24 protein-coding genes and 3 pseudogenes are annotated in these 22,156 nt (G+C 40.4%); 17 read left to right on the top strand and 10 right to left on the bottom strand.

Annotation, left to right across the window (positions count from 1 at the left end; genetic code table 11):
- Positions 1–5: 5 nt before the first annotated feature.
- The 17 genes and pseudogenes from ACFINF_RS05180 to virB11 all read left to right on the top strand — a co-directional run bounded on the left by ACFINF_RS05180 (position 6) and on the right by virB11 (position 11,363).
- Positions 6–356: a TrbC/VirB2 family protein gene (locus ACFINF_RS05180; protein WP_375619950.1), complete on the top strand. Its 351-nt coding sequence runs from the start codon at positions 6–8 to the stop codon at positions 354–356.
- Between the two features lie 27 nt (positions 357–383).
- On the top strand, positions 384–707 hold the full coding sequence (locus tag ACFINF_RS05185) for a type IV secretion system protein VirB3 (protein WP_375619951.1): 324 nt from the start codon (positions 384–386) through the stop codon (positions 705–707).
- On the top strand, positions 707–3,067 hold the full coding sequence (locus tag ACFINF_RS05190) for a VirB4 family type IV secretion/conjugal transfer ATPase (RefSeq protein ID WP_375619952.1): 2,361 nt from the start codon (positions 707–709) through the stop codon (positions 3,065–3,067). The genes ACFINF_RS05185 and ACFINF_RS05190 overlap by 1 nt, the downstream gene beginning before the upstream one ends.
- Positions 3,064–3,834, top strand: a complete 771-nt coding sequence (locus tag ACFINF_RS05195) for a type IV secretion system protein (protein ID WP_375619953.1) — start codon at positions 3,064–3,066, stop codon at positions 3,832–3,834. The genes ACFINF_RS05190 and ACFINF_RS05195 overlap by 4 nt, the downstream gene beginning before the upstream one ends.
- Before the next feature lie 24 nt (positions 3,835–3,858).
- Positions 3,859–4,125 carry an EexN family lipoprotein gene (locus ACFINF_RS05200; protein WP_375619954.1) on the top strand — a complete coding sequence of 89 codons (267 nt, stop codon included), beginning with the start codon at positions 3,859–3,861 and terminating at the stop codon, positions 4,123–4,125.
- A pseudogene (locus ACFINF_RS05205) lies at positions 4,125–4,496 on the top strand (EexN family lipoprotein); the annotation flags it as partial. The gene ACFINF_RS05200 and the pseudogene ACFINF_RS05205, both read left to right, overlap by 1 nt.
- A gap of 122 nt (positions 4,497–4,618) precedes the next feature.
- Positions 4,619–4,909, top strand: a complete 291-nt coding sequence (locus ACFINF_RS05210) for an EexN family lipoprotein (RefSeq protein WP_375619955.1) — start codon at positions 4,619–4,621, stop codon at positions 4,907–4,909.
- A 36-nt stretch (positions 4,910–4,945) separates the two neighbouring features.
- Positions 4,946–5,149, top strand: a complete 204-nt coding sequence (locus tag ACFINF_RS05215; RefSeq protein WP_375619956.1) for a hypothetical protein — start codon at positions 4,946–4,948, stop codon at positions 5,147–5,149.
- Positions 5,150–5,203: 54 nt separating this feature from the next.
- The gene (locus ACFINF_RS05220) at positions 5,204–5,608 is read left to right on the top strand and encodes an EexN family lipoprotein (RefSeq protein ID WP_375619957.1); all 405 of its coding nucleotides are present in this window, start codon (positions 5,204–5,206) and stop codon (positions 5,606–5,608) included.
- 26 nt (positions 5,609–5,634) lie between these two features.
- Complete coding sequence (locus tag ACFINF_RS05225) at positions 5,635–5,850, top strand: hypothetical protein (RefSeq protein WP_375619958.1); 216 nt, start codon at positions 5,635–5,637, stop codon at positions 5,848–5,850.
- A 54-nt stretch (positions 5,851–5,904) separates the two neighbouring features.
- Positions 5,905–6,309, top strand: a complete 405-nt coding sequence (locus tag ACFINF_RS05230; RefSeq protein WP_375619959.1) for an EexN family lipoprotein — start codon at positions 5,905–5,907, stop codon at positions 6,307–6,309.
- A 26-nt stretch (positions 6,310–6,335) separates the two neighbouring features.
- The gene (locus tag ACFINF_RS05235; RefSeq protein WP_375619960.1) at positions 6,336–7,259 is read left to right on the top strand and encodes a type IV secretion system protein; all 924 of its coding nucleotides are present in this window, start codon (positions 6,336–6,338) and stop codon (positions 7,257–7,259) included.
- Positions 7,260–7,266: 7 nt separating this feature from the next.
- The gene (locus ACFINF_RS05240) at positions 7,267–7,554 is read left to right on the top strand and encodes a type IV secretion protein VblB7 (protein ID WP_375619961.1); all 288 of its coding nucleotides are present in this window, start codon (positions 7,267–7,269) and stop codon (positions 7,552–7,554) included.
- Positions 7,551–8,222, top strand: a complete 672-nt coding sequence (locus ACFINF_RS05245) for a virB8 family protein (RefSeq protein ID WP_375619962.1) — start codon at positions 7,551–7,553, stop codon at positions 8,220–8,222. Before ACFINF_RS05240 ends, ACFINF_RS05245 begins: the two co-directional genes overlap by 4 nt.
- Positions 8,223–8,224: 2 nt before the next feature.
- Positions 8,225–9,079 carry a P-type conjugative transfer protein VirB9 gene (gene virB9 / locus ACFINF_RS05250; RefSeq protein WP_375619963.1) on the top strand — a complete coding sequence of 285 codons (855 nt, stop codon included), beginning with the start codon at positions 8,225–8,227 and terminating at the stop codon, positions 9,077–9,079.
- Between the two features lie 27 nt (positions 9,080–9,106).
- Positions 9,107–10,291, top strand: coding sequence for a type IV secretion system protein VirB10 (virB10, locus tag ACFINF_RS05255; protein WP_375619964.1), 1,185 nt, complete (start codon positions 9,107–9,109; stop codon positions 10,289–10,291).
- 19 nt (positions 10,292–10,310) lie between these two features.
- Entirely contained in the window at positions 10,311–11,363 is a 1,053-nt protein-coding gene (virB11, locus tag ACFINF_RS05260; protein ID WP_375619965.1) for a P-type DNA transfer ATPase VirB11, read from the top strand.
- Positions 11,364–12,127: 764 nt separating this feature from the next.
- Here the strand turns inward: virB11 and ACFINF_RS05265 are convergent.
- From ACFINF_RS05265 to ACFINF_RS05310, 10 genes and pseudogenes are all read right to left on the bottom strand, one after another.
- Positions 12,128–13,270, bottom strand: coding sequence for an adenosine monophosphate-protein transferase (locus ACFINF_RS05265; RefSeq protein WP_375619966.1), 1,143 nt, complete (start codon positions 13,268–13,270; stop codon positions 12,128–12,130).
- Entirely contained in the window at positions 13,258–13,476 is a 219-nt protein-coding gene (locus ACFINF_RS05270; protein ID WP_375619967.1) for a hypothetical protein, read from the bottom strand. Before ACFINF_RS05270 ends, ACFINF_RS05265 begins: the two co-directional genes overlap by 13 nt.
- Before the next feature lie 53 nt (positions 13,477–13,529).
- Entirely contained in the window at positions 13,530–13,652 is a 123-nt protein-coding gene (locus ACFINF_RS05275) for a hypothetical protein (protein ID WP_375619968.1), read from the bottom strand.
- Complete coding sequence (locus tag ACFINF_RS05280; protein WP_375619969.1) at positions 13,639–13,827, bottom strand: antitoxin VbhA family protein; 189 nt, start codon at positions 13,825–13,827, stop codon at positions 13,639–13,641. Before ACFINF_RS05280 ends, ACFINF_RS05275 begins: the two co-directional genes overlap by 14 nt.
- A gap of 167 nt (positions 13,828–13,994) precedes the next feature.
- Positions 13,995–14,265: pseudogene (locus tag ACFINF_RS05285) on the bottom strand (HigA family addiction module antitoxin).
- A 16-nt stretch (positions 14,266–14,281) separates the two neighbouring features.
- Positions 14,282–14,377 carry a type II toxin-antitoxin system RelE/ParE family toxin gene (locus ACFINF_RS05290; RefSeq protein WP_375619999.1) on the bottom strand — a complete coding sequence of 32 codons (96 nt, stop codon included), beginning with the start codon at positions 14,375–14,377 and terminating at the stop codon, positions 14,282–14,284.
- Positions 14,378–15,182: 805 nt separating this feature from the next.
- Positions 15,183–16,556, bottom strand: a complete 1,374-nt coding sequence (gene glmM / locus ACFINF_RS05295; protein ID WP_375619970.1) for a phosphoglucosamine mutase — start codon at positions 16,554–16,556, stop codon at positions 15,183–15,185.
- Positions 16,557–17,098: 542 nt separating this feature from the next.
- Complete coding sequence (gene ftsH, locus ACFINF_RS05300) at positions 17,099–19,249, bottom strand: ATP-dependent zinc metalloprotease FtsH (RefSeq protein WP_375619971.1); 2,151 nt, start codon at positions 19,247–19,249, stop codon at positions 17,099–17,101.
- 114 nt (positions 19,250–19,363) lie between these two features.
- Positions 19,364–20,851 (bottom strand): tRNA lysidine(34) synthetase TilS, encoded by a 1,488-nt coding sequence (tilS, locus tag ACFINF_RS05305; protein ID WP_375619972.1) that lies wholly within the window; start codon positions 20,849–20,851, stop codon positions 19,364–19,366.
- A gap of 18 nt (positions 20,852–20,869) precedes the next feature.
- Positions 20,870–22,156 (bottom strand): annotated as a pseudogene (locus tag ACFINF_RS05310) (tol-pal system protein); the annotation flags it as partial.

Genomic DNA, 22,156 nt, shown 5'->3' on the forward strand with positions numbered 1-22,156 from the left:
TTTTCATGAAAAACATGAATAATTCGTTCATTAATGAACATACCTTACCAAAAACTACTCTATCCAACACACAAAAGAAATGGTTAACAGCAGCATTGATGCTGTTTATTGCCTTCATCGCACTGAGTGAACCAGCATTTGCTGATGGCGGCTTCGGAAAAGTTGAAACTGCTCTTCAAAAAATAGTTGATGCTTTAAAAGGACCAATTGCAAAATCGATTGCAACCATTGCGATTGCTGGTGTTGGGCTTGCATGGATTGCTGGTTATGTTGAAATGCGTAAAGCTTTCTTTGTTTGTGTTGGCATCGGCATTGTTTTTGGTGCATCGCAAATCGCATCAATGTTTATGTCTTAATTCGCTTGACTCTAGCCTTTCAAAGCCATGAAAGAGCACGATAAGCTAACAGAAGATACGTTATTTCTTGCTTGCACGCGCCCTGCAATGATCGCAGGCGTGACGGTGGAAGCTATGGGATTAAATGCGATAGGAACGATGATATTGTTTATTATGATAGGCAATATTTTTCTTGTAACTATTGGGATTGCCATGCATTTCATATTCAAGGAAATCCTAAAGCATGACCATAACAAATTTCGTATTCTTCTGACATGGCAAAAGACATCTATTTTTGCCAGAAATTCGAGTCTATGGGGTGGGGGAAGTATTTCTCCATTACGATTAATTCGTAATTATGAGGAATTATAATGAATACAACAGAGCGCAAACGTGAAAAGCAGCCAGAGGCGATCATTCCTTATGTGCGCCATGTCAATAAACATATCATTGCGCTGGATTCACGCGCTCTCATGAGCGTTATTAAACTTGAAGGCATTAACTTTGAGACAGCGGATATTATTGATCTGAATGTGCTTCACGAACAGCTCAACAATCTGTTTAAAAACATAGCGGATGAACGGATAGCGCTTTATAGCCATATTATCAGAAAGCGTGAAACTGTTTATCCGGATGGGACTTTCAGATCGGCATTTGCCAAGCAATTAGATGATAAATATCGCGAGCGGATGGTTTCACAGGAGCTTTATCGCAATGATCTTTATCTTTCGATTTTGTGGAATCCACACGTTGATCAAACGGATAAATTAGTGGAGTTTTTCAAACGTTTAGGCAAAGCCAAGCAAGAAAAGACAGAAGTTGATGCAGAGTCCATTCGCAAGCTTGAAGATATTACAACAGATCTTATTCAAAATTTAGAGCGCTATGGTGCAAAAAGACTGAGCCTTTATGAACATGAAGGTAATATTTATTCGCAGCAAAGTGAGTTTATCCATCAATTGGTGGGAGGTCGTCGTGAACGCATCCCTCTCACATGGGGGACGATAGCTTCAACTGTTTATTCAGACCGTCTCATTTTTGGGAAAGAGATCATAGAAATACGCACCGAGGCGGAACAGCGGTTTGCGGGCATGTTTGGTTGGAAAGAATATCCAGCAAAAACCAGGGTAGGCATGGCGGATGGTTTGCTCACGCTTCCCTTTGAGTTTATTTTCACCCAATCTTTTGTTTTCAAGAGCAAAAACATTGCCAAGCAGATTATGGGGCGCAAACAAAACCAAATGGTCAATGCAGGAGACCGTGCGGGCTCACAAATTATGGAGCTGGATGATGCGCTTGATGATCTTGAATCCAATCGTTTTGTTTTAGGGGAACATCATTTATCATTGGCAGTTTTTGCTGATACGCCGCAAGAATTAGCGGATAATCTTGCCAAAGCGCGTTCTCGTCTTACAGATGGTGGGGCTGTGATTGCGCGGGAAGATTTAGGGTTAGCGGCGGCTTGGTGGGCACAATTGCCTGGCAATTATGCTTATCGCACCCGCTCTGGTGCAATAACAAGCCGCAACTATGCAGCGCTTTCTCCTTTTCATTCTTTTCCGGTTGGAAAAATAGATGGCAATGTGTGGGGACCAGCGGTAGCCTTGATGAAAACCTCTGCTGGTTCACCGTTTTATTTTAACTTTCACTTTGGTGATTTAGGCAATACATTTGTTTGTGGTCCCTCTGGTTCTGGGAAAACGGTTATTGTCAATTTTCTTTTAGCACAACTTCAAAAGCATGATCCCAATATGGTCTTTTTTGACAAAGATCGGGGTGCAGAACTTTTTGTCAGAGCGGGTGGCGGCACTTATATGCCCTTGAAGAATGGTAAACCGACAGGCATAGCACCGCTAAAAGGCTTAGACTATAACAATCCAGCAGATAGAGTTTTTTTACGCCAATGGATTATAAAGCTTGTTTCGTCTGAAGATCAAAAGATCAGTGAATCAGAAAGACAAGATATCACGGCGGCTGTTGACCAGCTTGCCTTGTTACCAAAAGAACAACGGACGATCTCTGCCTTACAAATGTTTTTTGATACCACGCATAGAGAGGGGATATCGGGTCGTTTAGAAAGATGGTGTAAAGGCAATGCCTTAGGGTGGGTTTTTGACAATCCTGATGACGACATTGGCATTGATGCAAAATTTATTGGTTATGACATGACGGATTTTTTAGACAATGATGAAATTCGTCCACCTTTAATGATGTATCTTTTTCATAGGATTTTGTCTCTGATTGATGGACGTCGTATTATCATTGTCATTGATGAGTTTTGGAAAGCCTTAGAGGATGATTCCTTTAAAGCCTTTGCGCAAGACAGGCTGAAAACTATTCGTAAACAAAATGGTTTGATGTTGTTTGCAACGCAATCTCCCAAAGATGCGATCAATTCGACCATTGCTCACACCATTATAGAGCAATGTCCGACACAGATTTATTTTCCCAACCAAAAGGGCAATCATGGGGATTATGTAGAAGGTTTTAAATTATCGGACAGAGAATTTAACCTGATACAATCAGAATTAAGCCGTGAGTCACGGCGTTTTCTCATCAAACAAGGACAAAGTTCAGTTGTAGCAGAACTGAACTTACGGGGCTTTGATGATGAAATAGCCATTTTAAGTGGCACCACCAAGAATATTGAACTCCTAGAGACCATTATGGATGAAGTTGGACAATCTCCAGAAAAATGGCTTCCTATTTTTCAAGAAAGGTCAAAACAATGAAAAAACTTTTATTGGCAACAGCCGTCTGTGCAGCTTCATTTGGCTTTCAAACAAATGCCTTTGCTATCATGGTATATGATCCCGCGGCTGTTGGACAAATAATGAAACAAGTCCAGCAAGGCACACAACAACTTAACAAATTGCAAGAACAAATTCAACAAGGCAAACAACAGCTTGACCAATTAAAGAGCCAACTCGATCAAGCGAAACAATTATATAACTCCTTAAATGTCAAGCCTGACATTTCGGGATTGAAAGACATGTTTAACAAGCAAGGGAACAGTGGCGCCCTCCCTTTTGATTTTAACCACTTTCAACAATCGATGGGCAGTGGCGGCGGTGGCGGTGGCGGTGGCGGCAGCAAAAACACGCAAAAATGGCAAGAAGAGCTTAAATACAAAGAGCCCGCGGGGGGCGCAGACTCAAAAGAGGCAGTAGATGCTTTTTACGCACAGGAAGTGAAAAAAGCCGAACAGCGCGTAGTAGGACAAGCAGCCAAAGGACAAGACGTCTACGAAGAAGCCAGTGAAACACAAAAAAACATTACCAAGCTCCTTGACGAACTTGGAAGTACTGAAGATGCGGGTAAAATTCAAGGCATTCAAGCACAATTAGCAGCGGTACAAGCAGACCTCCAAACAAAAATACTCCAAATGCAAGCCGCCATGATGATTCAACAAGCAGAAGAAAAAGCGGCAGAAAGACGTGAAATAGAAGAATTTAAAGCACGAACCAAAGCTTTAGCCCAAAAAATGCGTGGTCAATAAAGAGTAAAAAAGAGGGGCTTGAATATGAACAAGATCATCATAACAACATTGCTACTTTGCACAGCGCTCATCACCACTGGGTGTGAAAAAACCTACAGTGTAGAAGAACTTAAAAAAAATAAAAAACTGATGGAAGAAGTATTAGTGAAATGTTTGACGTCAGGGGATTTGAATTCGAAAAATTGTAAAAATGCAGAGCAAGCTGAATTTGAAACCCGTAAAAATTGGAGAGGCTTTGGCTCGACAAATGACGATAAACAAGAATCTGAAAAGAAACAGGACAATAAATAATGAATAAAGTTCTCATAACAACATTGCTACTTTGCACAGGGCTCATCACGGCTGGATGTGAAAAAACTTATAGCGTCGCAGAATTTAAAAAAGATAAAAATTTGATGGAAGAATGGGGAGCAAGATGTGGATGGTCAGGAACTTCAAAAAATTGTGAAAACCTAAGAGTAGCAGCTTTAGAACTTGAAAAGGAACGCCGGAAAAAAGCTGAAGAACATAATCGCAAACTAGATGAAGAATTTAAAGCTAAACAAAAAGCTTGGATTGAAAAAATGAGAGCTGAGAATGAAAAATTCCGAGCTGAACAAGAAGCAAAAGAGCGCGCGGAAGAAGAACGAAGAGCAAAAGAGCGCGCTGCAGAAGAACAAAAAGAGAAAGAACAAGCTGAAAAACGGGAAGCTGAAGCTGAAAAACGGAGAATTAAAGAAGACGCTGAATGGCGAGCTAAAATTAAAGAGGATCAGAAAAGAATAGATAAGATCTGGAGCACGCCATGAAGAAAATCGTCATAACAACATTGCTACTTGGCACTGGAATTATCGCTGCTGGCTGTGAAAAAACCTATAGCGTCGCAGAATTTAAAAAAGATGAAAAATTACGCCTAGAGTGGGATGCGAAATGTGGATTTGCAGGAACTTCAAAAAATTGTGAAAACATGCGGTTAGCATTTTTAGAACTTGAGAAAGAACGTCAGGCAAAAGCTAAAGAAATATGGAATGCTACATTTGGGATAAAAGAGCGTGCTGAGGAAGAACAAAAAGCAAAAGAACAAAATAATAATTAAATTATAAAAATACACAATGAAGAGCGGAGCATCTAAATGGCAGTAGAAAGCAAAGGCATATTCACTAAGATAGACAATATGTTGATGGAGCCCATTACAAAAACAATGGATAACATCTATTGCGCTTTAGATGCTCAACTTAAAGAACCTTACAGACTATACAATAGATTTATGGCAAGATTATGTCGCTGCCCTAGATTTATCATCACTGGTTATAAAAAACCGATAACACAAGCATAATTTAAAAATTGTGCTCAAACCTTGTAAAACTGAAAGAAAGAAGGGGAAATATTGATGAATAAAGTTCTCATAACAACATTGCTACTTGGCACTGGAATTATCGCTGCTGGATGTGAAAAGACCTATAGCGTCGCAGAATTTAAAAAAGATGAAAAATTACGCCTAGAGTGGGATGCGAAATGTGGATTTGCAGGAACTTCAAAAAATTGTGAAAACATGCGGTTAGCATTTTTAGAACTTCAGAAAGAATATGAAGCAAAAGCAGCAGAAAGAAGTCGTAAAATTGACGAAGAAAATCGCAAATCAATGGAAAAATTGAAAGCTGAAATGAGAGCCAGAATTAAAAAAATGAGAGAAGAGAATCAAAAATTCCTTGCTGAACAAAGAGCAAAAGAGCGTGCTGAAGAAGAACGAAGAGCAAAAGAGCGCGCGGCAGAAGAACAACAAAATAACCATTAAGACATAATGAAGAGCGGAGCATCTCAATGGCAGTAGAAAGCAAAGGCATATTCACTAAGATAGACAATATGTTGATGGATCCCATTACAAAAACAATGGATAGCACCATTACACATCGCTATTGCGCTTTAGCTGCTCAACTTAAAGAACCTTACAGGCTATACAATAGATTTATGGCAAGATTATGTCGCTGCCCTAGATTTATCATCACTGGTTATAAAAAACCGATAACACAAGCATAATTTAAAAATTGTGCTCAAACCTTGTAAAACTGAAAGAAAGAAGGGGAAATATTGATGAATAAAGTTCTCATAACAACATTGCTACTTGGCACTGGAATTATCGCTGCTGGATGTGAAAAGACCTATAGCGTCGCAGAATTTAAAAAAGATGAAAAATTACGCCTAGAGTGGGATGCGAAATGTGGATTTGCAGGAACTTCAAAAAATTGTGAAAACATGCGGTTAGCATTTTTAGAACTTCAGAAAGAGTATGAAGCAAAAGCAGCAGAAAGAAGCCGTAAAATTGAAGAAGAAAATCGCAAAATAGATGAAAAGTTTCAAGCTGAACAAAAAGCTTGGATTGAAAAAATGGAAGCTAATACTAAAAAAAAATTAGCTGAACAAAGAGCAAAACGACGTGCTGAGGAAGAACGAAGAGAAAAAGAACGGGCGGCAGAAGAACAACAAAATAACCATTAAGACATAATGAAGAGCGGAGCATCTCAATGGCAGTAGAAAGCAAAGGCGTATTTTCTTATATCGACAATATGTTAATGGATCCCATTACAAAGGCAATGAATGACGCCATTTCTAATCTTTCGTCAGGTTTAGGTGCTCCGCTTAAACTGTCTTGTACAATCTACATTATATTTATGGGCTACAATATCATCTATGGGCGCTCTTCCATGCCCTTATGGGAATTTATAGTGACAACTTTCAAACTCGGCATCGTTGTTTCACTTGCCACAAACGCCGATGTTTATAATGCGTGGGTCAGTGGTATATTTTTCCATGATTTGCCAAATGCCATTGCAAACGTCACACAAGGAGCACATGTGGATCGAAATGTATGGGATAATATGATAGGCAAAGCTGGAGCACAGGTTTTGGACGCAGCAAACCAGTACACAGGTCTGACTCAAATGGGGATGTTTATTGCGACATGGATTGCTGGTTTTATCTGCCTAGTTGCTGCTATCTTTTTTTGTCTAGTCGGTTTTGTTGTTTCATTATTTGCTAAATTGGGTTTGTTTCTTGTCATATCAATAGGACCACTCTTCATAAGCCTCTATATGTTTTCCTCAACCAGAAAATTCACAGAAGCATGGTTAGGGCAAGTTGCAAACTTCATCATTTTATATGTGTTAGTCGTGCTGCTTGGTGATTTATATGTCAAGATTTCAATGAACATTTTTTCAAGAGGTGTTGACAATATCATCACTACTTTAATTCAGTTCTTGGTTGTTGGTATTGGTGGTATTTACCTTTTCCTCAGACTCCCTGATATCGCATCAGCTTTAGCCTCTGGAGGGGCTTCTCTTACAGGATCAGGACCAGTCGCTAAAACAACGGCTCAACTAAGTGGACGAGCTGCTAATGCAGCAACAAGGGGAATTAAAAAACTAGCATCACTATTAAAAAAGGTCTAAATTTAAAATGCGGGAATTTAAAAAAATTGGGATTATCTTACCATTTCTCTTTCTCAGTGGCTGTATGTCTTCACCAAACACACTGAAGTCACTCCCAAAGTGTGATGGATATTCTAAACGTCCACTCAACAGATCAATGTGGAATTGGGAAGGGAAAAAACCCACGCCCACGCCCATTATCATCAGTAACAACACCCCTTCAACCCTAAAAGAAGGCAAGCTGGAAATGCTTCTGGCACAAAAATTAACGGATGAAGAAATGAAGTCTTACAAAAATTGCGGGCAAAAAGCATGAAAGAAAAAGACATAGAACAATACATTGCTGAAGCACGCTCGTTTGATCAAGATCGCATGCTCGCCTCACGCCGCACCACCCGCGTCTCGCTTGCCATTGCCGGCATCGCGGTTGCTGTTGCAATAATGTCTTCTCTCGCGGTCATCACCCTCACGCCCCTTAAAACCGTGGAACCTTTTGTCATCCGTGTGGACAATTCAACCGGCATTGTTGAAGTTGTGGAAGCCTTAAAAGAAGGTCCCACCAATGTCGACGAAGCAATCACACGCTACTTTGCTGCAAAATATGTCCGCTCCCGTGAAGGCTTCACCACAGAAGAAACACAACACAACTTCCAAACCGTCTCTCTCCTCTCTTCTTCTGAAGAACAGGAAAGATTTGCCAGCTGGTATGGAGCAAGAAATCCCCAAAGTCCTCAAATTCTCTATAAACACGCTGCTGTTACAATAACAATAAAATCAATCTCCTTTATCAATGACGATGTCGCCCAAGTGCGTTACTACAGAACCATTCATGACAACGACAACAACAAAGAATTCATCACCCACTGGGTTGCAACACTTACCTTTGAATACATCGATGCCCCTATCTCTGTCCAAAACCGTTTGATAAATCCTCTAGGGTTTATTGTTAGTGAATATAGAACCGATCCGGAAGTGGTCAACTGATCATGACAAAAAAAATTCTTTTTCTCATTCTTAACATCGCTATTACCCTTTCTCCTATAGCCTTGAGCCATGCCAGTATTTTTCCCACCCGTGCGCCAAGCGATAGCCGCATTCGCTTTATCAACTATGATGCCTATAATGTCACAAAAATTATTGGCTCCATACGCTCATCGGTACAAATAGAATTTTCTCCCAATGAAGAAATTGCCCATGTGGCAATTGGCAACAGCGTTGCATGGGAAGTCGCCCCCGCTGGCAATATTCTTTTCCTTAAAGCCCGAGAAGTCCAACCCATTACCAATCTCCAAGTCGTCACCACAAAGCTTGATGGCTCAAAGCGCTCCTATCAATTTGAACTCATGATCAAAGATGGGGAAATTTCATCTGGACAAGAAACATATTTCCTTGTGAAATTTCGCTACCCACAAGAAGAAGCAGAACAAAGAAGACTCGCAGCCCTTATGCGACAAGAAAAAAAACAAGCCCAGCGTATTGATAGTGTCTTCAACGCTTATGAAACCTACGGACCACGCAATTGGGCTTACACCGCTCAAGGATCAAGCACGCTCGAACCCTCCTCCGTTTATGACAATGGCAAAACAACAACATTTACATTTCCCGACAACCAAGAAATCCCTGCCATTTACATCGTCAACAATGACGGTACAGAATCGCTGATTCCCAAAACCACAAGAGGCAACATGGTTATTGTCCATGCCATTAGCGCACGCTTCACCCTAAGACAGGGAAAAAACGTCCTATGCGTCTTTAACGAAGCCTATCAACCAAAAGGCACAAATCCAAATACCGGAACAACCTCACCATCTGTTGAACGTAAAATTGCATCAGATCTTTAAATAAGCGGGAATTGAAGGGGACAACACATGAGTGATAAACCAATCATCGAAGATCGTGGATCTATTGGAGATGGCAAAAACAATAGCGCCAAAACCGCCGGCAAAAAAATAGTTGTCGCAATCGCCTGTATAGGAATCTGCGGCTATGTGCTCTGGAACATCTTATCCACCCCCACAGAACAAAAAGACATCGCAAAAGCTCATAAAAAACAAGCACAAAGCTTTCACAATTCCCTCGCCCCTTTAGAGCTCGCCCCCTCTGACCCGCGCGCCAACATAGCACCAATAACCTTACCACCCCCACAACCACTCGCACAAGAACCCAAAAAAGATGACCCACTACTTGATGCCGCAAGACGCGCCCCTGTCTTAGCTTTTGCCAGAGGCTCTAAATCTCAATTAAAAGACATCGTCAACACGACTCTCAACCCCCTTGAAAAATTCCATGCCCTTGAAAATCTCGCAAATGCGCAAAATTCTCCTGCCCTTCAAAACACACAAAATTTTACAACCCTTTTAAAACCGACCACAACAGAAGAAACAAAAGCAAAACTCATCGGCAATAGAAACTTTATCATCGCCATGGGAACCTCTATCCCCTGTATCTTAGAAACGGCATTAAACAGCGACCAACCAGGCTTTGCAAGCTGCATCATCAACCGTGACATCCTCTCTGACAATGGACGCGTTGTTTTGCTGGATAAAGGCACCCAAGTCATTGGAGAATACCGCGGTGGAATAAAACAAGGTCAATCTCGCCTCTTTGTGCTCTGGACAAGAGCCAAAACCCCAACCGGTGTCATCATTCCCCTTGCCTCACCAGCAACCGACAGTTTAGGCAGAGCCGGTTTTGATGGCAACATCAACACCCATTGGTGGGAACGCTTTGGCTCTTCTCTTTTACTCACCGTTATTGATGGTGCCACAACCGCCCTAACAAATAAAATAGCAGGCAATTCCAATAAAGGAGGTTCAAACAACTCTGGAAGCGGCGGTTTTGAAGGCGCAAACAACACTGGAAAAGAAGCCGCCAATATTGCTCTTGAAAATCAAATCAACATCCCTCCTACCCTAGAAAAATTTCAAGGCGAACTCGTCAACATCTTTGTAGCAAGAGATCTCGATTTTTCATCTGTCTATAAACTAACCGTAACGAGCAAAAGGAACCGCTCTACTCCCAGCTATTCCTTTTTTCATTCTCAAGTTCAATAAAAGCCAATAAAGTCACATTATGCCATCAGCAAAAAATGCAGAACGAGCCTCCATCGTTTTAACAAAATTAAAGATCTTAGATGACTTCCTCAATGATGAAAATTTATTTGAAATTGTTATCAATCGCCCTGGCGAAGTAATCGTTGAGGGTCCCAATGGTTGGCAAACCCACATCTTAAAAGAACTAACCTACAGCGAACTAGAAGGGATTGCAAAAGTTGTTGCTGCCTACACAACACAAAAAATCAGTGTAGAAAACCCCGTTCTCTCCGCAACACTGCCAAACAACGAACGCATACAAATTGTTATGCCTCCAGCAGTTGCAGCCAATACCATTAGCATGACCATTCGTAAACCTTCATCACGCACTTTTTCTCTTGAAAGTTTACATGAAAACAATCTGTTTTCTGTCGCCCAAAACACCAGTTTCACACCCACGCAACAAATGACTGAACGGTTATCTGAACTCTCTGATACAGACAAAGAGCTAACAGATCTCTTTATCGCTAAAGATTTTTGCACCTTTTTAGAAAGAGCCGTGATTACACAACAAAATATCTTAATATCGGGAAAAACCGGTTCCGGGAAAACAACCCTCTCCAAAGCTTTAATTGCAAAAATCCCTGACTATGAACGAATTCTCACCATTGAAGACACCCCAGAACTTGTCGTTCCCCATTCAAACAAAGTTCAACTTTTTTATTCAAAAGATAACCAAGGCTTAGCAAAAGCAGGCGCAAAAGAACTGCTTGAATCTGGCTTACGCATGCGCCCCGACAGAATCCTTCTACAAGAGCTGCGTGATGGTACAGCCTTTTACTACATCCGTAACGTCAACTCTGGTCACCCCGGCTCCATTACCACCGTCCACGCCTCAACAGCACTTGCAGCCTTCGAACAAATGACCCTTCTTGTCAAAGAAAGTGACGGTGGTGGTAATTTAGCCCGCGATGATATCCGCGGCTTATTAATCTCGATGATAGATGTCATCATCCAATGCAAACGCCTTGAAGGCAAATTTCGTGTAACAGAAATCTATTACGATCCTTTCAAACGCCGTGATGCTTTTTAAAAAAACGCTACCCCTCACACCCTTTTTTATAAGCAAAAACGATACCAATAGAGCTTTCTTAAAAAAACGATTAATAGCTTTCAATTTCATTTTCAATAATCGAAAACAACAAGCAAAAAGAAGTAAAAATATTATCCCTATTCCCAATCACGAATGCGCCCCACAGAAAAACCACAATGTGCCGAAAATGATATCTATAACCCAATATTTTCTGATTTTTTTGACATCAACATTTGCAGGAATATAGATACCAAATTTGGTGACATCCACTTCAGCTTCAGACAAAAGCTTCACGAGCACCTTGTAATACACGAGATCCTGCTTTATTTGCCTTATCCATTATTTTTCCTTTCAATATTCATCAAGAAGCACAGTTAATTTTTTCTTCAACGCATTTCTCTCTGAGTGTGCCAAATTGCCTCAAGACGATTGACTGTAAACATCTTCAATCAACACCGGAATATTTTGACCACCCAAAAAGGGTATAACCCTATATCTCCCTCTTTTACCCTTATGCTTTAAAACCTAACTTTCCTTGGCTTCCCTCTCGTACCTTCCTCAAGATCACCAGCATCTGGATTAACAGCAATAAAGGAAACAATATCAAATAATTCTTCAGGCGATATGCTTTCTTTTTTTGCAGAAATTCAATATGCGGGATCGTATAACATCTTTTGTCACATCCATATTAAACCTCCTTTGATTACCTCTCTTTTGTCATATGGCTTAATCGAGCCTATGAAAATAAGATTTTATTCCTTATCTTATCGTGTCACATCTTTTGATTTTGTACGCTCATACGCATTATTTAGCTCTTGTATACGTCTCTGTTGCAAAAACTTAATCGCCATTTGAAACTCTTTCACAAGCTTTTTATCTTGAGGCTGATTTTTGGAGATTGCTTTTGACAAGTCAAAGTCTTGTTTATGAATGGCATCCTGTCCAAAACGTTTATCTAAAGCACTTTTCAGCTTTAAAAATTCTTCACCAACCTGCTCTGGTATTTTTGAATAACTATCACGACCAGCTTCAACATTTTTCATAAAAGTCACTGCTTCTTGTGAAAGTGACGGAACCTCTACTTTTAACTGTTCACGCTCCCGTGTAACCCTATCCATATGTGTCTCATAAGAATTCTTATAAAAGGATTGAAGCTTTTTAATAGAAGAAAGTGCAAAAGGAACGTGATAAAGTGCTTCTTTTCGTTCTTTTCCTGTAGCCTTCAATTTATCGATAAAACGATCTGATCCACGCAGTTCGCCCGCTCTATCAGGTGCCCTATCCAAAATATCAGAGAGTTTATCGCCTTTACCTGCTAAAATCGTTTGCTCAATCCTAAGCGCAGCCTCTTGTGGATCTTTATAAATAGATGCTAAATGACTGTTTAACTCCTTAAACATATTAACATAAGATTTTTTATTTCTAAGGGCGCTTAGCGCCTTCTGTTCTAAATTAGAGTTATCCGTATAAGCCGCAAGGTATGGCGCTCGTTCTGTTACTTTTAACGTAGCATTAACATCCCTTTGCGATTGCTCTACTTCAAGTTCTTCTTTTTGAAGTTTCGAAAAACTTGTCTTTTCTCTATCCCAAGGAGTTTCAATCTTCTCTTTTTGTTGTTCCAAGCACTCTTTATTAAGATCAACGCCAAAAGCAATCTTTTTCCCAACACTTTGAGAAACATCATCCCTTTTATTTTCTGTAAATTTGGTAAGGTTCTTATAGATGAGTGCAGACAGATATTCTGAATTACCAAAATGTGCTTTAATTGACGCACGTGTCATTTCTTGTCGCTCAATACCCTTCCAGTTGATATGATAACCAGCTTCACGAGCAAGTTGCACCATAAATTCACGCTGAGTACGCCCATTCCCCTCTCGAAACGGATGCAACGCATTCAACTCGCCCATGTAATATCCAGCCCTTTGCTGAATTCATCCGCATCAAGACCACGTAGATACTGTTCTTTTGCAAGCTGCTGTGTAATCTTCGGTGCATAACTTTCAATCTGATGATGATAAGCAAATAAACAACCACCTTTGGTAATATCTATTGAACGGATCTTTCCTGCCCATTCATAGACGTCACCAAATAGCTTCTTGTGAATGTCTTTCATATGATTGAGATCAAATTTACCCCTAATAGGAGTACTATCAAGTTCATAAGACCTTAATAAGCAAAAGCAGACTCCAGACTCCTTAGTGTGGCTTTGTCTTTAATACCAAGCCGATTATACATCACACCAGTTTCAGCATCAGTATAAGGATCAACGCCCCCTTTATACTTCTCCACGGTTTACCCGTTCCAACAAATCTTTGATGACATCACTTGTTTCGAGCTCTCCAATAATAACACGCTCCATTTGCGCAACAACCAGCGGATCTGGCTCTAATCCCTCTAAACGTTGGCTTGCTAATGCATTTTCAGCAGCAAAGCGACGTCGCTTAATTTCCTCTTCACTCAACATATAAAACCCTCCTTTGCTTATATTTATTATAGCCAAACAGACTACAGAAACAAGATTTTATCCTTATCTTACCGTGTTCACATCTTTTGACTTTGCACGCTCATACGCATGATTTAGCTCTTGTATACGTCTCTGTTGCAAAAACTTAACTGCCATTTGAAACTCTTTTATGCAATCTTGATCATGAGACTGTTGTTAAGGATTTTTTTTGATAGATCATAATTTGTTTGCATAGCAAGCCGAGCACGTGCTGTGCTTACATCAGACATTTCAAGCCTAATAGCAAGATTAGCACTCATAGCGGCTTTTCCATTTAAAACTCTAGAAGTGCCACTCGAGAATACCAAGCCGCTCTGCTGCTTCATTAACGGATACACCAAGCTCTTTGATCACATCTTCACACAATAATTCATCGAGATGTAAAGGATTCTTCATCATTGTTTGGATCTCCTTTTTAATGATAATCTAGATAATCGACCATTTCGACATCTGTGCTATCGAAGCGAAATATTACACGACAATTTCCATTTACAGTAATTGACCAATGAATCTTTGAGAACGCCCTTTAGTAAAGGTAATCAAAAAGACGGAAAGTTTAAATCATTTGGCGATATAGCAACTTCAAGAGCACCCAGAATACGCTTTAATTTTTGAGCATGGGCAGTTCTAACCCCTTCAGTCGTACCAGTATTATATAGAAGGCTTTAATCCTTTTATGTTTAAATCCTAAAATCATAACTGAATATAGCGTGTAACACTACAAGATACAAAAAATTTTCATAATTTTTATATCACAGGGCTTTTTTTACTTTATAAACATTAAAACTGTCGTGAAAAAAATTGATCATTCTCATTGCTTTCTAATTATTCTACTCATTATTGGAAAAGTATACGTTCATAATTAGGGGGAGCTAAACGTAATAGGAGCGCATCATATCCCCAATTGGCAGCTGCGCTTAGAAACATCAAGATGATATAACCAACGACCATTGCTGTTTGATGTTCATAGGGCGCTGCACCCCCTTGTATATCCAGTAAAAAGAATGAATAACACTAATAAACTCCCCCCGCTATAAACTCTGTTAAAATAATAACCAGTTTACGAATAAGCAAAAGAAAAAGGAAAATCAAAAAAAGCATATTTTAAATATCTTACGAACTATAGAACACTCTACGCATTATAGTTATTAGAACTCGATTTTTCTCTTTTTTATTTAATTGATTAGTAGATAGAATATCCATTACCGTTATTACATCACTAACATAGTTAATAATCATACCTTTTGTAATTGCCAAAATCTCGCATTACAATAAGAGCTTTATCAAAAAATGATCTGATAATTTTCTCAAAAAACTCAAGATTCCTCAAGTGCAGTACCCATGCGTACATCATGATGGATAATAACATCCATCAACTCTGTCACGACTGTGTCCAATACTTCTCGTGCATCGCCTTCAGCCATAAGGCGGATAACCGGCTCAGTTCCAGAAGCGCGGATCACCAGCCGTGCCTCTTTTCCCAATTGTTGCGTTGCTTTATCGATTGCCTCTTTGACTGGATTTTTTTTCAGTACATTTTTATTTTTAATCGTTACATTTTTTAAAATTTGCGGTACAGGTTCAAACTGTTTACACAATTGGCTCATAGGACTTTGAGTTTCCTTCATACAGGCTAAAATCTGCAATGCAGCCACCAAACCATCACCCGTTGTACCAAAATCACTAAGCACAATATGGCCAGAAGCCTCACCACCAACATTATATCCCTTTTGACGCATGGCATCGACAACATAACGATCTCCAACATTTGTCCTTACAAGATGCAACCCTTTACTGTGCAAGAAACGCTCCAGTCCAAGATTTGACATAATCGTTGTGACAACACCATTGCGCCGCAATCGTCCCATTTTATGCCAATTTTCAGCAATTACAGCAATCAACTGATCTCCATCAACCGTTTGTGCTTTTTCATCAACAATGAGAACACGATCTCCATCTCCATCAAGAGCAATCCCCACATCAGCACGCACTTCATGCACTTTTCGTTTTAAAGAGCTTAAATCAGTTGATCCACATTTTTGATTAATATTGGTACCATTAGGCTCATCATGAATAGCAAAAACCTCAGCTCCCAATTCCCATAAAGCACGGGGAGCAGCTTTATAAGCAGCCCCATTGGCACAATCCACAACAATACGCAAAGCATCTAAGCGAACATCACGCGGCAAGGTTCGTTTAGCATATTCAATATAACGATAAATATCCCCCTCAACCCGTTTTGCATAACCAATTTCAGCAGAACTTGCTAAAGACTTTGAAAGATCTGTATCGATCAATTGTTCAATTTTCGCTTCCATATCATCTGAAAGTTTAAAACCATCAGGACCAAAAAGTTTAATTCCATTATCATAGAACGGATTATGAGAAGCAGAAATCATCACCCCAAGATCCGCTCGCAAAGAGCGGCAAAGCATTGCAACAGCAGGTGTTGGCACCGGCCCCAATAAAAAAGCTTCCATCCCCGCAGCAGTCAACCCTGAAACCAGAGCATTTTCCAACATATAGCCAGATAATCGTGTATCCTTGCCAATCACCACACGACGTGATTGATGTTGTGAGCGGAATAAAACCCCTACAGCCATCCCTACCTTCATGGCAAAATCGGGTGTCATAGGAAATGAATTGGCTTTTCCCCGAATTCCATCTGTACCAAAATATTTTTGCACCATGCCTCTTTCCTTTAATGTATAATTCTTCCCTTGGCTTTTCTCTAAAACCCTAACAAGCCCCCTTGGTACAATAGTTTCCCTCCCCATATAAAATCAGATCATTGATCTAAACTTTCATGCATTTAGACAATCAAGAATCCTATTCATCATCTACACATCTAAACCCCAACCCATTATGTTCACACCCTCGCACATACAAGCAATATTATCTCCTCAAAATGCTTTACAGATCTCCTGAACACAACCAAAGGATAATCTGACACATTTTCTAAATCCGTAAAGAATCCCAGCACCTAACCTCAAACTTTATCAAATCCGTAAGGAAATCTATCGCCAACCTCACACCTTGCTAAATCCGTAAAGGAAAATACCACCTCGCCTTGTAGCCTGCTAAAACTGTCATCATACAACAGCTTTGCTTAATTTTTTGCTTCCATATTTTTGCAAATATTACATTAAAGGCGCAAGCTTTGCTTGCGCCTTTCTCAAAGAATTTAGAAGTTTTCTTAAAACATCGTTACTCAAGCGTTATTAAACAGTTCTTATTTTTCTTTATCATCTCCCGCAGTACTGGGCTTCTTTTCAGCATTACTTTTAGAGCGGTTGACTGATTTTGTGGTACCTTTTGTGCTTTGCGCTTTTTTCTCAGTCTTATCCGACTGCCCTTCTTTAGACGACGCCTCCTTAGGCTCAACATTACCGGATTTTGCTGTTTTTTTCCCAACAGCTTCCTCTGCTTTGTCTTCCTCTAGTTTATCGATCTCTGCTTTATGAGGCGCTGTTTTAGGTTTTTTTTCATCTTCCACTGTTGTCTCTGTCTTCATTTTTCCAGTTTTTGGAACAGAAGACCCCCGTGGCGCAGCATTCTCATCTTTCTGTGTGCGTGAAGGAGGCTTTCCTGCAATAACTTCGTTAATTTCAGCTCCCGTTAAAGTCTCATATTCCAACAAACCTTGTGCCAAAGAAAACCATTCTTTTCTTTTTGTTTTCAAAATGTTAGTCGCATTTTTATAGGCATCATCAATAAGCTTACGCACTTCCATATCAATCATGCGCGCTGTTTCTTCAGAGACATTTTGTGTTCGCGCAACAGAATGACCCAAGAAGACTTCATCTTGGTTATCGCCATAAGCTACATTTCCAAGCAGATCAGAAAATCCCCACCGTGTGATCATTGCGCGTGCTAATTTAGTTGCTTGCTCAATATCAGAAGAAGCACCGGATGTGATATTTTCCTTTCCAAACTTTAATTCTTCAGCCACACGCCCACCCATCATAATGGCCAAACGAGAAATCATCCACCGATAACTCATGGAATAGCGATCGCCTTCAGGCAATTGCATCACCATTCCTAATGCTCTTCCCCTTGGAACGATTGTTGCTTTGTGGACAGGATCAGCAACCGGCACATTAAGAGCCACAATAGCATGTCCTGCTTCGTGATAAGCAGTGAGTTCTTTTTCCTCTTGTGTCATAGCGGTTGAACGACGTTCAGCCCCCATCATGACCTTATCTTTGGCATCTTCGAATTCTTGCATCGTAACAACTCTTTTATTACGGCTCGCAGCCATAAGAGCAGCTTCATTTACCAGATTCATCAGGTCCGCACCGGAAAATCCTGGTGTTCCCCTTGCCAAAATTTTTAAGTCAACGTTAGGTGCTAAAGGCACGTTACGCACATGTACTTTCAAGATTTGTTCACGCCCAGAAACATCAGGATTTGGCACAACAACTTGTCGGTCGAAACGCCCTGGTCTTAACAAAGCGGGATCCAGCACATCGGGACGGTTTGTTGCGGCAATAAGAATAATACTTTCATTGGGCTCAAACCCATCCATTTCGACAAGCAACTGATTTAAGGTCTGTTCACGTTCATCGTTTCCACCACCAAGTCCAGCCCCCCGATGACGTCCAACAGCATCGATTTCATCGATAAAGATAATACAAGGTGCATTTTTTTTAGCCTGTTCGAACATATCGCGCACACGGCTCGCCCCGACACCAACAAACATTTCAACAAAATCAGACCCTGAAATGGTAAAGAACGGCACATTGGCTTCACCTGCTACAGAACGTGCTAGCAAAGTTTTACCGGTTCCTGGAGGACCAACAAGCAAAACACCGCGTGGAATACGCCCCCCTAAGCGTTGAAATTTTTGTGGTTCACGTAAAAATTCAACAATTTCTTGAAGATCTTGCTTTGCTTCTTCAACGCCAGCAACATCTTTAAAGGTAACACGCCCTTGCGCTTCATTAAGCAATCTCGCTTTTGATTTCCCAAATCCCATTGCACCACGTGACCCATTTTGCATTTGCCGCATAAAAAAGACCCACGCCCCTACGATAATAATAACAGGCAATAAGGAAAAGAGGAGATTGAGGAAAATGCTATTTCCAGAGCTTTCAGGAATAGCTTTAACATTAACGTTTTTGCTTTCCAATTTTTGTATCAAACCTGGATCGCGAGGAGCATAGGTTGAAATAGCTCTATGTTCAATGGTTTGTCCTGTTAATTTTTGACCTTGAATGGTCACAGATTTCAACTCATTATTTTCAACTTTTTGCAAAAATTCAGAATAGGAGACTTCTCCACCACCAGAACGCTGACTATCTCCATTAAAGAGAGAAAACGACACAATTAAAATTAAGGCAATAACCCCCCAAATGAGGAGAGAGCGGTAATTGGAATTCATATTCAGCCCACTTAATCAAATATAGATTTCAAACAGTTCCCCTTAACATATAACCTTGTCAGCCCCTTGCCAAGGGATGAGAAGCTGTTTATTTTCTTTTAGCGTAATTTTCCTTTATCTTTTCACCTCAATATTAAAAAAAGGTTCCACAACACTTACCAAAGCAGCATCTTCTCGTGAGGAAAGCCAATCGAAAGGTGCCATAATCCGCTTGGTTATAACATGTTTATGAACAACTGCTTGAGAAATCAACTCTGGAATATCATACCCTTTGTGATTTGAGATCATCAGCAGCGATTGTAAAGAGGGAAAATGAGGCTTTTCAAGTTCAAAATCGCTATTTTTCAATAAAAATTTCAGCTGTTCTAAATTTGCGGCTCCAATCTTTATAGCCTTAGATCCATGATTTGTGATCTGATAGCGCCCATCCCATATAAAAGTTTTATCTGGCTCAACGATAGCCTCTTTCATATTTCTCCCTTCACGCCACAAAGAAATGCCGTGTTTATTATATTCAATAACAGAGCCCGCATAAGTAAAACGCTTCTTTTCCGGAGAATCGAAACAGAGTTTTTGAACAAGCATGCTTAATTTTTGATTGGGAAGCAAATAAAATCCCCCTCCCATCAACACCGCAAAGAGCCCCACCACAAAAGGAAAACTGGAATGTTTTTGTAAGAATAGCGCAGGCTTTACTATGAAACAACGCCCATGTTGAACAGTAATATCCAGCGCTAAGATCAAATCAGCAATATTTTTCGCTTGTTGACGACGCTGCAATGCTGCTTCATTTATTTTTTGAGCAATATAAGCCAATTTTTCAGGATGAAGAGATTGACGCACGCGCACACGTTCAAAATTGCGATCTTCATTGGTTGGATCATCAATCCATGTTTGTCCTTGCAAGCGTAAATAATTCCGTAATGTTTGGCGTTTTACACCAAGGAGCGGCCGAATCAAACGCACTTTTCTATGCAATAACGCCTCACGCGGAATACAGGATAAACCACGCTCATATAGGGGACCATAGTTTTTTTCGGCAATATTTTTTCTCGTTTCTCTGGCATGACCCTCATCATATATACCCTCGGCTTCACCGCGCAAAACACCGGTAAAACCACTGGAATAAACCTCATCACGCATGGCACCAGCTTCACCGTACACCGCACCTCTATTCTTTTTGAGACGCTGATACCGCATTTGATAGGTTTCAACCTGATCATTGAGTGTATGGCCCGTCATAATAACTGATGCGCCATGTTTTTGTGCTTCTTTAACCAAGAGATCATAGCGTGCAACACGAGCACTGGAAGCAATATGCGTCTTTGGTTTTTCACCTTCCCACCGCACAGCGATATGTTTAATGCGATGGACTCGACAAATTTTCGCAACAGTTTCTACCTCACGCATTGATTCTTTACGCAATTGATGATCAACCGTGACAACAATCATTTCTGGAGGAACTGAGAGAGTTTCCAAATGCTCTTTGACCAAAAACATCAAAGCCAAAGAATCACTTCCCCCTGAGACGGCAAGAATCAACTTCTGACACTGAATAAAATCCGATGTTTTAAAGAGATTTCTTGCCAGTCTAACGCACACCGAAAACGACCTCACTATTTATTTTGCAGGTTTACAAAAAATAGACCCTAATGTTTTTTGATGTTTTGATTTTTTCACAAGATGAGCACAATCGTCTTTATTTGGCTCAAGAGCGATCATACTTCTTGCTAATTTCAGCAAAATCTCGGAAGTATAGAGCTTCTTTTTATCTGCATACCATGCGGTAAGATACACTTGTGCTGCTTCATGATAGCGTTTTTGTCCCAACAAAGATTCAGCCAACCAAAATAAAGCATCATCACTCAAAGAATCTTTTTTGTAACGATTTTGAAAAGCGCAAAAGCTTTTTTCAGCATCAACATAGTTGGCAGAACGAATAAAATCATATCCTTCCTTATACAAAGCTTTAGAAGAAGAAAGATTGTCACTCTGATGTGCTTCAATTGGAGCACTTACTTCATGCGCTTTGTCAAAATGCTGACTGTTTTCATGATCATGACTCTCTACCTTAGCTTCCACAGCAGCAACCTTTGTCTGATCACCTGTACTATGCTCCTGCTCCATCTCCATCTCTTCTTTTACAGTCTGATATTTTTCATCCACAGCGGACTTTTCAAAAGAACAAGAATAAACAGACGAGGCTTTTTTATCAAAAAGCCCATGAAACTGCTTGTTAACATTTTTTAGATTGTTATGCTCAAGCACCATTCGTATCTTATGCAAAAGCTTATCTAAATCATAATCTTTAAATAAAGCCTGTTGGTTCTCTAAAATAATCCCTTGGTGCTCCACAACACTAGCGGCTTTTTCCACCGCGCTAGACGCTGCTTTATCAGCTGCTTCAGGTGCTTTCTTCACTGCATCAACAGCCTTATTAACAGTGTCAGTGGCTTTTTCCTCCACGCTAGATGCTGCTTTATCAGCTGCTTCAGGTGCTTTCTTCACTGCATCAACAGCCTTATTAACAGTGTCAGTGGCTTTTTCCTCCACGCTAGACGCTGCTTTATCAGCTGCTTCAGGTGCTTTCTTCACTGCATCAACAGCCTTATTAACAGTGTCAGTGGCTTTTTCCTCCACGCTAGACGCTGCTTTATCAGCTGCTTCAGGTGCTTTCTTCACTGCATCAACAGCCTTATTAACAGTGTCAGTGGCTTTTTCCACCACGCTAGATGCTGCTTTATCAGCTGCTTCAGGTGCTTTCTTCACTGTATCGACAGCCTTATTAACAGTATCAGTGGCTTTTTCCTCCACGCTAGATGCTGCTTTATCAGCTGCTTCAGGTGCTTTCTTCACTGCATCAACAGCCTTATTAACAGTGTCAGTGGCTTTTTCCTCCACGCTAGA

It is taken from the genome of Bartonella sp. TS25HLJMH (assembly GCF_042193505.1).
In the GTDB taxonomy this organism is placed as follows: Bacteria; Pseudomonadota; Alphaproteobacteria; order Rhizobiales; family Rhizobiaceae; genus Bartonella; species Bartonella grahamii.